Annotated in this window: 11 protein-coding genes; 2 read left to right on the top strand and 9 right to left on the bottom strand. The window is 65.0% G+C overall.

Annotated features, from left to right (window positions below):
* Nucleotides 1-9: 9 nt before the first annotated feature.
* From ACY34H_RS27995 to ACY34H_RS27980, 4 genes are read right to left on the bottom strand one after another with little or no spacing between them, the layout of a single operon-like run.
* Nucleotides 10-1317, bottom strand: coding sequence for a 2-hydroxyacyl-CoA dehydratase (locus ACY34H_RS27995; protein WP_464980703.1), 1308 nt, complete (start codon nucleotides 1315-1317; stop codon nucleotides 10-12).
* On the bottom strand, nucleotides 1314-2447 hold the full coding sequence (locus tag ACY34H_RS27990) for a 2-hydroxyacyl-CoA dehydratase (RefSeq protein ID WP_464980702.1): 1134 nt from the start codon (nucleotides 2445-2447) through the stop codon (nucleotides 1314-1316). Before ACY34H_RS27990 ends, ACY34H_RS27995 begins: the two co-directional genes overlap by 4 nt.
* Nucleotides 2444-3595, bottom strand: coding sequence for a CapA family protein (locus tag ACY34H_RS27985; RefSeq protein ID WP_464980701.1), 1152 nt, complete (start codon nucleotides 3593-3595; stop codon nucleotides 2444-2446). The genes ACY34H_RS27990 and ACY34H_RS27985 overlap by 4 nt, the downstream gene beginning before the upstream one ends.
* Entirely contained in the window at nucleotides 3592-5391 is a 1800-nt protein-coding gene (locus ACY34H_RS27980) for a CocE/NonD family hydrolase (RefSeq protein WP_464980700.1), read from the bottom strand. Before ACY34H_RS27980 ends, ACY34H_RS27985 begins: the two co-directional genes overlap by 4 nt.
* A gap of 362 nt (nucleotides 5392-5753) precedes the next feature.
* Between ACY34H_RS27980 and ACY34H_RS27975 the strand changes: the two genes are divergently transcribed.
* Entirely contained in the window at nucleotides 5754-6245 is a 492-nt protein-coding gene (locus ACY34H_RS27975) for a MarR family winged helix-turn-helix transcriptional regulator (protein WP_464980699.1), read from the top strand.
* Nucleotides 6246-6308: 63 nt separating this feature from the next.
* On the opposite strand, the gene ACY34H_RS27970 is transcribed toward ACY34H_RS27975, so the two are convergent.
* From ACY34H_RS27970 to ACY34H_RS27960, 3 genes are all read right to left on the bottom strand, one after another.
* Nucleotides 6309-8840, bottom strand: a complete 2532-nt coding sequence (locus tag ACY34H_RS27970) for a TonB-dependent receptor domain-containing protein (protein ID WP_464980698.1) — start codon at nucleotides 8838-8840, stop codon at nucleotides 6309-6311.
* 529 nt (nucleotides 8841-9369) lie between these two features.
* The gene (locus ACY34H_RS27965; protein WP_464980697.1) at nucleotides 9370-10755 is read right to left on the bottom strand and encodes a hypothetical protein; all 1386 of its coding nucleotides are present in this window, start codon (nucleotides 10753-10755) and stop codon (nucleotides 9370-9372) included.
* Nucleotides 10756-10957: 202 nt separating this feature from the next.
* A complete protein-coding gene (locus ACY34H_RS27960; RefSeq protein WP_464980696.1) occupies nucleotides 10958-11107 on the bottom strand; it encodes a hypothetical protein in 150 nt (49 codons plus the stop codon).
* A gap of 275 nt (nucleotides 11108-11382) precedes the next feature.
* On the opposite strand from ACY34H_RS27960, the gene ACY34H_RS27955 reads away from it, so the two are divergent.
* Entirely contained in the window at nucleotides 11383-11769 is a 387-nt protein-coding gene (locus tag ACY34H_RS27955) for a LysR substrate-binding domain-containing protein (RefSeq protein WP_464980695.1), read from the top strand.
* 553 nt (nucleotides 11770-12322) lie between these two features.
* On the opposite strand, the gene ACY34H_RS27950 is transcribed toward ACY34H_RS27955, so the two are convergent.
* Together ACY34H_RS27950 and ACY34H_RS27945 are read right to left on the bottom strand one after the other, a co-directional pair.
* Nucleotides 12323-12958, bottom strand: a complete 636-nt coding sequence (locus ACY34H_RS27950; protein WP_464980694.1) for a flavin reductase family protein — start codon at nucleotides 12956-12958, stop codon at nucleotides 12323-12325.
* A 140-nt stretch (nucleotides 12959-13098) separates the two neighbouring features.
* Nucleotides 13099-13611: LysR substrate-binding domain-containing protein (locus tag ACY34H_RS27945; protein WP_464980693.1), on the bottom strand; the 513-nt coding region annotated here is incomplete at its 5' end.

Below are 13611 nucleotides of genomic sequence, written 5' to 3'. Positions count from 1 at the left end.
GCTGGTCTCCTAGTTCTGCTTGTTTGCTTGAATGCGGTTCGCGATGAATTCTTCGACGATGAGGGTCATGGCCGCGTCGTCCCACAGCCGGGCGTCGACCATGTTGGCTTTCAGCTCGACCACTGGAATGCCGGCGTCTTCCAGCGCGACTTTCGTCATGCGGTTGCCGAACGAGGCCATCCGGTCGTGCGTCGGGGTCAGCATCACCGCGCCATCGGCGCCGTAGATGCGGGCCTGCTCGATGATCCAGTCGGCCATCCATGGCGGCACGTGCAACTGCTCGTTCATGCTGACGTGGCGCGAAGCCAGCGCGCGCATTGCCTGGCCCGGCTCAGCGCTGAAGTAACGGCGGTAACCATCGGAGAGGAAGTTCGAGTACATCGACCAGACGAAGACGGCGCCGTATTTCTCCTCGAAGGCGCGGTAGAACTTCGTGTTGAACCACAGGCCGTTGCCGACCCATAGCAGGCGGATGCGCTCATTGCTGCAGGCACCGACACCGGCAGCGATGCGCTCCCGGACCTCGTCGCGGTAGGCGCGCAAGTGCTTCACAGACCAGTCACTGCCGCGGTCCCAGGTCGGTGCCATGACGTTGGCCAGCTGTTCGGTCAGCGGCACCGGGCACGGACGGGCAGCGGCGATCAGGTCGCGCACCTCTTCCACGATCTCGCCAGCCTCGTTGATCCGGTCCATCTGGCGCACGAACTCGGCATGATCGAAGCCGCGGCCGCTGAGCGTCTCAACGGTGCGTACCAGGGCGTTGAGCTGATCGACCTGGAAGTCGAGGCGATGAGTCTCATACAAGGCTTCCCAGTCGTGGTGCGAACGGGTCCACCAGCGCTCGCCCAGGACGGTGCTTGAACTCGACTCGAGAGGGAAACAGGGCACGCCGCCGTAGGCCTGCGACCACTTCTCCATGATGCGCTGGCCATAGTCGTCGCGGAAGCGGTTCAGGAACAGCATCGGCTTGGGCAGGCCGCCATACGGCGCCAGGCCCGAATCGGTATCGAGCGTGGTCATCAGCGGCAGGCTGGTGTAGCGCGGCAGGCGTTCGTGGTAGCCCAGCCTGTCCATCACCGAAAAATAGTGCGGCGACAGCTGTTTTGCGGCCACGATCGCCGAGTACCACACCACGGGCACGACGGGGATGTCCATGGCGTGCAGGATCTCGGCCGGCGCCACGGCATCCGAGATCACGTAGGGCTCGCCCCCTTCCAGCACCCGTTTGCGAAAACCGATGAAGTCCTCTTTCTGGTGCTGGTTCGCGAGCAGCGTCGAGCGCAGGCGCCCGTCCTGCGGGTTGGGTTCGTTGCTCATGGCACCCTCTCTTCGAGCAGCGCCCGGATCGCCGCCTGCTGGGCGGCGCGGTCGGGCGCGCGATAGGATTGACGCTGCAGGAGGACAGCCGGGATCCCGCGCGCCTCCAGCAGCCGTTTCTGTTCCGGATAATCCCAGCCGAGGGTGTCGTCGAACTCGTCGTGGAAGAACACGACGCCCTCCACGCGCGCCTGCTCGACGATCTCCACGAAGCGCCGGTCCTGGGCAGCCTGGGGGAAGGAGCGGATGCCCGGCGTGTGCAAATGGTAGTGCTGCGCCAGTGCAGCGAGCGGCTCGATGCCTTCGTCCACCAGGTGCTCGAAACTGCGTTCCCCACTGACATGGTCGTCGGCCACGATATGTGCGTTCAGCGACTCGACCAACTCGTAGAACGCGGCATTGTCGTGCGGCGCTCCCTTGACCATCAGGCGCATGCCGGTGCGCAGCGGCATGCGCGCGACCTCATCGCAGGCATCGCGCAGCATGGCCGCGGCCGCGGCCGGCCCGGCATAGCCCGCGGCGCCGGTGGCGCGCAGCATGTCGGCGCCCGCAATCCGGCCCTCGCGGCGCAGTGAATTGAGCGCCTGCAGGGCCGCCCGGCTGCCGTTGACGACGGCGATCGCCTGGCGCAGCCCGGCCGCGTCGATGGCGCGCCCGCCCAGCTTCTCCAGCCGGGTCTTCAGTGCGGCCAGCCGCCCCAGTACGTACTGCCCGGTAGACAGGTAGGGAGTGTGCAGCACGTCGAACAGCACCACTTCGGGAAACGTGGTCTCCGGCAGCATGCGGCGCGTCTCCAGCAGGAAGTAGTACAGGTAGAGGTAACCGTTCGAGCTGCGCGGGATGACGATCAGGTCGGCCAGGTTGTAGTGGCCGGTGACGACGCGCTGGTACACCGAACGCAGGTCGCCGTCGAAGTCGTCGTCCAGGAAGCGCTCGGCCAGCGGGGTATCCTCGCGCGGGTCGCCGCTCATCAAGAGTGGATGGGCGCCCGCTGCGACGATCAGTTCGACCGGGGTAGCATTGCCGAGATAGGCCACCACGGGAGTGCCGGCTGCGCGCGCGCGCGTCGCGCCGGCAAGGCGCTCGTCATAGGCCCGGCGCAGGGCGTCAAGCGGTCCGGGTGGGCTCATGCGTTCATTCCTTTCTGCGCCTGCGCGCGCGGATCGGTGACTACGACGCGCTCGCCGTCCCAGGCGAACTGCGCCTTCATCCCGGCCTCGCTGGTGATTTTCTCGACATAGGCAGCCACCGCACGGCCACGCTCGCAGTCGCCGAGCACCTCCGGCTGGCCGCTGGGGCGGATCCAGACCGGCCGGAAGCCGGCGCTCACGCGGCCGCCGGCACCGATCCGGAAGTCGGCGATCATGGTGTTGCGCGATTCCGGGTGGAATGGATAGCACGCGCATTCCGGGTCCGGGGTGAAGCCGAACAGCTTGCGGCGGCGCTCTGCCCAGGCCAGGCGCGCCGGGTGTGCATTCTTCTCGACATTCAGGGCGCGGGTTACGGTGACGAAATTGCCCAGGCCGTGGAAGATCGGCCTGCCCTCGTGGAACTCGATGCCGCGCGCAATGTGCGGATGGTGACCGACCACGATGTCGGCGCCAGCCTCGATGGCGGCGCGCGCCACCGGACGCTCGTACATCGCCAGCTGGGCCGGGGTATGCACCAAGCCCTTGTGCAGGGCAACCACCAGCACGTCGACCTCGGCGCGAAGAAGCTCGATGTCGGCCTGCATCGCCTCCAGCGTGGCCGGCGTAGCGAAGGTATAGGTAAGGGGCGGCCCGCCCGGATTGGCGCCTTCCTGCTCGTAGTGCGAGAGCACGTGGACGTAGGCGCAGCCGGCCTTGCCCGCCCCGGCCCAGGAGTCCCTGGGGCCGACGCAGTTGTAGCTCAGGAAGCCAAAGCGCAGGCCGTTACGCGTCAATACCGCCGGCTGGCGCGCCTCGACCAGGTTCTGGCCGGCCCCGAAGGACGCGATCCCGTTCCCGCGCAGGGCAGCCATGGTGTCCTCGATGCCCTCTGCACCGCGGTCGTAGACGTGGTTGCCGGCCAGGCTGGCGGCATGGAAGCCGGCCCGCGCCAGCGCGGCGATCTTGCCCGGGTCGGCTGCTTCCGCCGGAATGTCCGACTGCAGCTCGGTCCCGCGCAGCGTGTACGGCGTCTCGACATGGCCGACCAGCAGGTCTGCACTGAGCAAAACCGCGCGCGTGGGCTCGAAGAAGAAGTCCGGGTCCGGTTCGTCGAGGACCAGGTCTCCGACCATCATCAGGCTTGTCATGGATTTCCTTTCACGATGGGCAGCACCAGGTGCGAGGCGTGCACGGTGTCCCGGTAAATGGTCCAGCTGGGGACAGGGTCGCGCACCGCGCGCAGTTTCTCGCGCGGGTCGGCGCCGGTCAGGGTCAGGCGGTAGCGATGGCCGGCCTGGAATACGTAGGACACCGGCATCAGGTCGAATTGCAGGCGCACCGGCCGGCCCGGCACCAGCGGCCTGGCATCGGCTTCCAGGTAGGTCGGCCACAGCATGCCATCCGGCAGCCTGTAGGGCGCCGTGCCGAGCTTGCGCAAGGAGGCCTTCAGGCGTCCTTCGCTCACCATGGTGATCCCGCCATCCGGGGCCACGTCTTCCAGGTAGGCGAACAGGGGACCATCCGTGGCGGTGGTCGATACCCACAGGTCGGCCACCGGGAAGCCAGTGACTTCGGTGTCGGCCTCGAGCACCGGACTGGTGAAGGTCAGGCCCTTGCTGTCCTGCGGACAGGTCGGTCCCAGGACACGGTTGCCGTGCGGGCAAGGCAGCGGCTCGTAGTCGACCTTGAACGTGATCGGAGCAGCCGTCGCGCTGGGGGAACCCGTCCCGAAGGCATGATCGTTTGGCGCGAGCCGCGAGGGCGCGCCCAGGTAGAGACGGGTCTTGCGCGCGGGGCGCAGCGGCCATTTTTCTGCGGTACGCCATTCGTGGCCATAGGGCATGCCTCGCACGTTCGCGGTGGTGTAGTGGATACGCGGCTCGTCCATGATGCCGTTCCTGGCATCCTTGAGCCAGTAGTCGAAGAAGCGCAACGCCTCGGCGGTCATGGAAAAATCCCTGCTTTCGCAGTGGCCCCAAGGTCCGATGATCAGTTTCGTCGGCTGCGGCAGGTTTTCCAGCACGATCAGCCCCTGGCCGCGGAAGTCGTCGTTCCAGCCGCCCTGCACGTAGACCGGGACCCTCGACGCCCGCACCTGGTCGACATAAGTGCCGATGCTGCCCTCTTCCCAGAACCTGCTCCCGGTCAGCGGTGATACCGAATCGCGGAACGGCATCCCGCTCCACAGCTCGAGCAGATTGGTGTTGGCGGCGTGTTCGCGCGCGGCCTGGGCGAGCAGGACCTTGTCTCCGTCGCCGTCGACTGGCGTGGACCGCATGTCCTGCTCGAAGCTGCCTTGCGGCCCGGTCCCCCAGTTGGCCAGGATTCCGCCGCGCAAGCCGCCACTGTACTTGTCCCAGTTGAAGCAGCCCGCGAACACGGCCTTCAGGGCCGGACTCGGCATGGTCAGGAAATGCATGGCGGCGTCGCCGGTGTTCGAGCAGCCGAAGCCGCCCACCTTGCCGTTCGACCAGGGCTGGGTGGCGGCCCAGTTGATCAGGTACTGCGAGTCGGCAGCTTCCTTGCGGTCGTGGTAGCCGCGGCGTACGCCAAAGGAAGCTGCAATGCCGCGCCGCTCGACCTGCATGTAGACATAGCCGTGCTTGGCGAGCTGGATCATCTGCAGGCTGAAGCCGCCGGCACCGGAACGGTCATCCGCGTCCTTCATGCGCTGTCGTGCCGCGGTGGCGTGGTAGATCACCGGGAACGGGCCGGGCAAGGCCACGCCGTCCTTTGCCGGGCGGTAGATGTCGGCCGCCATCCGGGTCCCGTCGGGCATCGGAATGTACATCGAACTCATCACGACCTCGTTCAGCGCGGCAGGCAAGGGCTTGCCGAAGGCGCCTGAGGGCGCGGGGGGGGCCGACGCCGCAGCGGCCAACGACGCCGTGCCGGCCGCGCACATTACCGCGAGCAGAACGACTGCCAGTCCGGATCTCCTCATGACTGTTCCTTCCGGTCCGCGGGGCCAAGCGTCATCGGACTGGCGCAGGAGCCGGAAGTATGGTTTGCGCTGCAGCGGGAAGTGCCTGTCATGCCATGCCTCCAGAATGTAGTTTTTGCTTATATTGGTTATATCGCATAATTGTTTTCTACCGGAACGCAAAGCGAAAATCCATGGGCGCCGGTGTGGAAGTCGAAGCCCGCCACGACGCGTGGTCCCATAACCAACCATCGCAGTCAGGCAAGAAAATCCGCAGGCATCCCCGCACGGCATCCCATACCCCGGTTCTTGCATATAATGCTGTCCGCACATAATCAGGATCAGCACGCCCAACGGGCTGGGCTTCACTCACTTTCGCCGCCATGCCGACCAAAAAGCAAAAAGAGTTCGTCGACGCCGTCCAGGAAGCCGCCGAGCAGCCCCTTAACCAGGAGATGCTGTTGAGCCTGGTTGGCTACAACTGTCGCCGCGCGTACCTGGCCATCATGCCGCTGTTCCACGAGCGCATGAGCGAACTCGACCTGCGAGCGGTCGACTTCTCCGTCCTGAGCCTGCTGCTCGCGAATCCGAACATCACGCAGAAGCGCCTGTCCGGCGCAATCAATGTGTCGCCGCCCAACCTCGCGATCCTGCTCGATCGCCTGGAACTGCGCGGGCTGCTGGTGCGCCAGCGTAATCCGCTCGACAAGCGCTCCCAGACCCTGGTACTGACAAGGGAAGGAGCGCGCATGGCCGCGCATGCCGAGCAACGCGTTGGCGCGCTCGAAGCGGAAGCGACGGCGGCACTCTCCGATGCAGAGCGTGCCCAGTTGCTCAAGCTTCTCCAGAAGCTCTTCACGCCGGCGTGGGAATGATCCCGCATCGTCCCGCCGCGCATGAACAGTGTCGGGATCGGTATCCGCATGATGCCGACCCTGTTACCACTTCTTGGTGAGCGACAGCGACACGAAGCGGCCGACGGCGGAAGCGATCTGCGAATCCCAGGCACTCTGACCGTTGATCACCACCGGCGGCTGGCGATCGAACACGTTCAGGGCATTAGCCGACACGATCACGCCGCCCAGGCCATAGCGCACGCCCTTGTCGAACGTGTAGGTAACCGTCAGGTCGGTGGTCGTCTGGCTCGGCACGCGCGTGTTCGGCACGAGCGCCGTGTTGGTGTAGTCGCCGGTGTAGTTCGCGAACACGCTGGCACTCCAGTTGCCCGTTTTCCAGCCGAGGTTGGCGCGCATGCGCAGGCTGATCGGGTTGCCGAGAGTGTCGACGGCATCCACGAACGGGCGGCCTGGCACGCTCGAGCGTTCCAGCTTCAGGATCTTGGCGACGTTGAAACCGAGCAGCCAGTTGCCGTACGCGTTATTGAAGGTGTAGCGGCTATCCAGGTCCAGCCCCTGCTGCCTCAGGCTGCCCAAGTTGCTGCGGCGGCCGTCGACGATGACGCCGATGTTGCCCGGCGCTTCCGGCGGGCTTTGCAGGTTCGGGCTGGCATACAGGGCGTTGACCGTGGCGGCCGACGGGTTGCGCTGGATGTAGGAGGCGAACAGCGCCTCTTCTGCCAGCACGGCGCCTGGCACCACGTCGATGCGGTCGGTGTAGTTGATCTTGTAGTAGCTGGCCGTCAGGTTCCAGCCGCGCACGGGTTTGATGTCGAGGCCGAAGGACCAGGTTTTCGCCTCTTCCGGTTTCAGGTCGGGATTGCCGCCGTTCACCAGGATGCCGCGCCGCACGCCACCCGGCGCGGTCGGGTCGGTAAAGTTCTGGACGAAGATGTTGGTAAGTGACAGGCTGGACAGCGAGCCGAGATTGTCCACCAGCGAAGGCGCACGGAACGAGGTGCCGTAGGTCGTATTCAGGCTGAACTTGTCGTTGACCGCCCAACGCACGCCCACTTTCGGATTGGTAGTGCTGCCGAAGTCCGAATAGCGCTCGTAGCGGGCTGCCAGCGACAGTTCGAGGCGCCTGGCCCAGGAGGTTGCGTTGGCGCTGCCGATCAGCGGCACGAACAGCTCGGAGTACACCGACTTGACCTGCCTGCTGTTCTGGAGTTCCGAGAAGGCCGGCGTCGGGGTAGGAGTGGTGACGTTCTGCAGCAGGCCCTGCTCGAACTCGACGTGGCGCGCCTCGGTGCCGACCGCGAGCCGGACGTCGCCGCCGGCAATCCTGAACAGCGGGCCGTCCAGCTTGACGGCAAACGCGGCCTCGGTATTGATCGCGTTCTGCTCCCGATAGGCCACCACGCCAGGGAATCCGGGATTGCTGCCGGCAACCGCGCTGAATGGATTGAGGCTGCCGTTGGCGATCGCCACCGCCAGTGCGCGCGTATTGATCAGGCCCACGCGGTGGACGAAACCCTTGGTGCGTCCGAAGGTGAGTGAGCTGTTGGCCTGCCAGCCGTTGTCGAACGAATAGGTCAGGCCAACCGTGTTCAGCGTGTTCTTCTCCGTGCCGCCCAGGTTGAGGTCGACGTCGTCGAACAGGAAACGGTAGGCCACGGTCTGCGAGGTGGCCGGTGGCGAGCCGGCCGGACGCACGAAATACGGGCTGGTGCTCGGGACGGTCAGGTTGGAGCCGACCGGCGCCACCACCTGGTTGTAGTCGCGTTCGGAATACAGGCCCTCGTAGAACACTTCGAGGCGGTCGTTGAAGCGGTGGAACGCATTGCCGTAGACGGTATCGCGCTTCTGCGACGGAAGGTAGTCGCCGAAGGCGCCGGCGTCGAAGCGGTTGCCGGTGCCGGCCACCAGCTGGGCCGGGGTCAGGCTCGCGCCATTCTGGCCAGCAGGGATCGGATAGATGGTCGTCCCGATGAGCACGTTGCCGGGCGCCGACTGGGTCGAGCGCTGGTCGGTGCCGCCGTAGCGGCGCAGGTCGTTCGAAAAGAACGGGCGCGCGCTGGCAGACAGTCTGCTGCGGTCGTTGTGCTCGTAGGCCACGAACACGCTGCCCTCGTCCCAGGTCTTGCCGAAGGTCTGGCTGAAGATCTTGTGGTTCATGCCGTCGGCGTGGCCGTAGCGCACCGATGTTTCGGCGGTATCGGTGTTGCTGCGGGTGATGATGTTGACCACGCCTGCCACCGCGTCCGAACCATAGATCGCCGACGCGCCGTCCAGCACCACCTCCATGCGCTGGATCGCGGCCGCAGGGATCTGGTTTGGATCGGACAGCGACTTGACGACCCCGCTGGCGGCCACGCGGCGGCCGTTAACCAGCAGAAGCGTGGCTTCGTTGCCGATGCCGCGCAGGTTAATGCCGGAGGTGCGCGTGGTATTGGCCGAGGCGTCCTGGGCGCCACTCAGACGACTCTCGTCCGCGCCCAGACTGATCACCTGCGGCAACGTACGGGCGATGTCGCTGCTGTTGGTTGCGCCGCTGGCTGCGATCGCATCGCGGCCCAGCGAGAGCGCGGGCGAACCGACCGCGCCTACGCCACGGATGCTGGAGCCGGTCACCACGACCTCCTGTATTTTTTGGGGCGCGGCAGTGGCAACGGGTTCGGATGGCGGAACGGGCGCAGCCGATGCGTCGGCCGCGCTCTGGGCTAACGCCGTTGCGGGAATGCCGCAAGCCAGGCACATAGCAGCGAAGGCGATCACCGTCATGCGTTGGCGCGTGGCCCCGCGGGCGCAGCGGTATTCGGCCACTCCAGCGCCGGAACGGGTGGATGGGTAGCTAGGCACGTTCGTCTCCATATCATGGTTATAAATCTTATTGTTTATATCCTATAACGATTTCCAGCGATTGCAAATACTTTTTGCGATTTCACAGCGATTTTGCGGTTCACAATAATGGTTATGTGCCATAAGCGGATGAGCGTAACAAGGATCGGGTGGCGGCCACCTGCCGCGATGAATCGCTAAGCCGGGGCGAGAGGACCCTGCCCGCGAAGGAGGGCAGGAAAAGGAAGAATTCAGGTGCGCGCCCCCCTGCGTCGCGCGGCGCCGGTATCGCCGGGGCCTCGCGCGGCGCAAAAGCGCAGCGTTATTTTGTACGGATGGGTTGCGTCGCCATGCAGCGCGGCAAGACCTGTCCGGGAAGGGCGAACGGCGCAGTGCTGGCCGCCTCCAGGGTCCCCAGCAGCGTGCACGCGTCGTAGGGCCGCAGGAACGGCGCCGGCGCATAGTCGACGAAGTGCGATGCGCCCAGCCCGGTGGCGCCGGCCAGCGCCGTCATGCCGCGCGCCGACGTGTCGGGCCAGTTGCCGCTGCGGATACGCCCGACCAGCGCATGCACGCCCGCCACTACCTCGGCCGGGGTGAAGGCGCAATGACCGGCGCTGTGGGTATAGGTCTGGCGCAGCTGCGCGCCCTTGCCGGCCCGCTGCACGGCCTGCTGGTACGCGTGTTGCGAGGCCGGCACCGAGATCGCGTCGCCAAGTGCATTCATGGTCAGCACCGGCATCGCCAGGTCGCCGTCGAACACGCTGGTCGCGACATAGGCCAGGGCCTGCGGATCGGCGCGCAGGCGCGGCGCCCGCTCCAGCGCGGCCAGGTCCTGGTCGAGCGACAGCCCCGCCTTGCGGTACATGCGGCGCACCAGACCGTCGCGGTCTACCGCGGCCAGCAGCGCGCCGTAGTCGACGCCGGTATTGGCGCTGACGTTGCCGCCGCTCAGCCTCTCGAGCTGGTGACGGCTACCCATGCCCTGGCGCAGAAGGCCACGCACCAGGCTGTCGGCCAGGCCCCGCGCGCGCGCCTCGTCGTCACTCGCAGCAGGTTCCGGTTTGCGCGGATCCGACCATTCGGGCAGCTGCGCGATCCGCGCCGCAAGGGCAATGCGGGCGCGCCCGGCCGGCGTCTTCTCAGCCGCTTCCAGCATTGCGGTCCATGCGGGCCAGGCGCCGGTTTGCCAGTCGTCCGGGATGCCGGTCACCGGCAGGCCGGACTCCGGCGCCAGCAAGACCTTGGCAATGAACAATCCATCCAGCTTGCCTTGCCACTGGCCGACCGCCCCCGACAGCCCGCCGCAGCGGATCATGGCGCCGGCCCAGCGCTTCGGGTAGGCCTGCATCGACACCGCCCCGATGTGGCCGCCCTGCGACTGGCCGAACTGAATCGGCATTGCAGCCTTGCCGTACTTGGCCTCGAACAGGTCGAGGGTCTCGATCGCGTTGGCGGCCGCCTGGTGCAGCTTCCAGCCTGTCACCGTGCGGGTGGTGCCAGCGGTCGCGTAGCCTTCGGCCTGCAGCGCCAGGGACTCGGGACCCGGCGCGGCGCTGGCATAGTCGAGGCCGACCAGCACGGCGCCGTTCCAGCGCTCGGGCATATCGAGGCGGTATGGCGTGCCGTCCTTCAGCCTGCCTTCGCTGGTCTCAACAGGACCGGCGGCGTGCGCGGCGCCGGCCAGCGCGGCGCAGGCAGCGAGCACCAGGAGCTCTCTCCGCCCAGCCACGTCCCGCCCCATGCGAATGCCCGACAGCGGCGTAAGCTGTTTCTCGCAAATCATCCTGGCCTCCTAAGTGCATATGAAATTTAATATTTATATACTATAACGAATACGCGATGTCGTTCAAGCAGGTTAGTTATTGCTCATAACAATTGCTGCTTTGGCGGTGGAGACGGCCGTGGCGCTACTGGGTGATGTTGGGATTCGCGTTCAGCAGGCTGAGCACGACGAAATCGACGGCGCGCAGTTGCAGCTTGCCCATCCGTTCGTCGAAATGCGGGATGATTGTCGGGTAGGCGCGCCGCACGTTGTAGCCCACCAGACTCAGCAGCAAACGCTGATCGAGCGGCTGCCCTGCGGCTTCCTCCACGGCGTCGGCGGGTTTGGGGTCTACGCTTTACCATGGTCATAGTTTTGCAATAAAACGATCACAAGTAAAAAATGTTGGCGGACAAACCGCATATCGCTAGTGCATGGCTTGCGAATCCATTGGGGTGATGGCCGACATTGCGGGAAACAAAAGGCCGTTAATCAATGACATGTGTGATCAACGGCCCTTGCTTACCAGTCCAAAATCGGTTCTCGGCGAGCTCCGGCCACTCCCACTCAATGGTCGCGGACGGCTTCCCGGAAATAAACAACCCGGTTCAACCCGCGCCCCTCGTTGATAGTGCGGTTCGACACTCGCCCCTTGTCGAAGCCGAGCACCATGACCGCCTGGTGCGCCATGTGGCGCCCAGCTATCGCGTGCTGCGCGCCTTACCGGACTACCTGCGCCACGGGGAACCCACACATCCGGATCAACTGGCCGGGTATCAGTGCATCGTCTATAGGGCGCGCAATGCCCGGCACTGGCTCTTCCAGGGCAACGATGCGCACGTGGCAACCGAGATCCACGGCACATCTGGTTGCAACGACGGGGATGCCGCCAGTGTGCTGGCGATGGCTGGCGCCGGGATTTTTGCAAGTCGATCTGGGCGGTCGGTGCCGATTTGATGGGCGGGCGGCTGGTACATGTCATGCCCAAATATGGAGCGGTCACAGAACCGCTGCATCTGGTGCACTAGATTGCGCTGAATGGCACGGTCCGCGCCTGTTCGCTTGGCGTAATTCAAAGCCCAAAAATAATGGCTCCACCTGGTGCCATTATTCGACAACTAGAGACACATTACACCCTGATCCGTCTACTCCCACTCGACTATCAATGGGTTTCGACAACTAGTTGAATTCGATAGCGAAACAGGCGGGCCCTACCGTCCGGATATCATTCGAAATACCATGACTGCTGAGTCGCTCCGACTATGAGCTCTGAATCTCTCATGACGACAAATTATCGCTCAGCAATTTGTCAGGTCGCGACATCAAGGAACCTTGGCATTCCGCTTGCCAGATAGCGATTAGCCGATTACCGATAACCCGAGACAGCATCAGCCAGCCCGGCAGATCGTTCATGTTAGAACCGTCCTGCGAACTGCTCTGCTGGCTGCTACCGACTCACCTCCTGACCTCACGGAGAGATCGCCGATCGGACGAAAGACGCCCGATATTGCTACCGGCCGGGCGGATACTCCGGTCGGCGCATGTGGAATAACTGTTCAGGCGTGATCTCGAAATAGTCCGCCGGCCCGCCTCCGCGCAGGATCGGGCGGGCGCCGGCAGTGTCGTAGATGCCCTCCTTCAGCAGGTGCCGTGCGATGTGTACGCCAATTACTTCACCCAGGACCAGCCAGTTGCCCGTCTCGGCACCGGCGGCCGATTGCAGGGGAATGATCTGCGTGGCGCGGCATTCGAAGGCAACAGGCGATTCCGACACGCGCGGCGTTGCGATCACGCTCGAAGCAGTGGGCGTCAGGCCGGCCAGTGCGAACTCGTCCACTTCCGGAGGCGCCGGGGCGCACGTGATGTTCATGGCTTCGGCCAACGGGCGCGTCGCCAGGTTCCACACGAATTCGCCGGTCGCCTCGATGTTGCGCAGCGTATATTTCCGGCCCTGGCTGGAAAAGCCGATGATGGGCGGCACGTAATTGAACGCATTGAAGAAACTGTAGGGCGCCAGGTTCAGTACCCCTTCCGCGCTGCGGCTCGATATCCAGCCGATGGGACGCGGACCGATGATGGCGTTGAAGGGATCGTGCGGCAGGCCGTGCCCTTGCGCCGGTTGATAAAAATAGTAGTCGTCGCTCACGCGAGCTCCTGGTCAAACGGCAGCAAGTTTCCTTATCCGCCGCGTAGTGGTTCAACTGAAATGACTGACGCCTTGCGCCGGGCCGCCGCGAAGCGCCCGCGCATTCGCCATGTCAGGCGAAGAATGCATCGCAGGGGCGACTACGCCGGTCCCGCGGCACGCGTTGCACCGAACATTTCCGCGATCGCCGTGCGCAGCCATGCGATGCCGGCATCCGCGGCGAACCGCTGATGCACATGCAGCTTGACCTCGATCGGAGGCAAGTCGAAGGGCAGCGGCAGCAGGCGGTAGGCACGCCCCCGGTTGAAACGCTCCGCTATGCTGCGCGGGAACATCAAGGCCAGGTCAGTGCTGCGCACGATCTCCGGCGCGGCGATAAAGTGCGGCAGCTTGAGCACGACATTGCGCTGGATCTCCAGCTGGCCCAGCCATTTCTCGGTCAGGCCATGCCCAGTCGCGCCGCTGTCGGTGACCACATAGCGCAAGCGCCCCAGCGCTTCGCGGGTCAATGCCCGCTTGCCTTCCGGGTGTCCGGAACGGAGCATGCACACATACTCGTCGTGGAACAGTGTCTGTGACTGGCAGTCGCTGGACAGGCCGGGAACATAGCCGAGCGCGAGATCGATTTCGCCCGAACGCATGCCGCTTTCAAC

The sequence above is a fragment of the Pseudoduganella sp. jia 9 genome, from assembly GCF_055502615.1.
The sequence above is the reverse complement of the archived record's forward strand: the minus strand, read 5'-3'. Positions and strand labels throughout refer to the sequence as shown.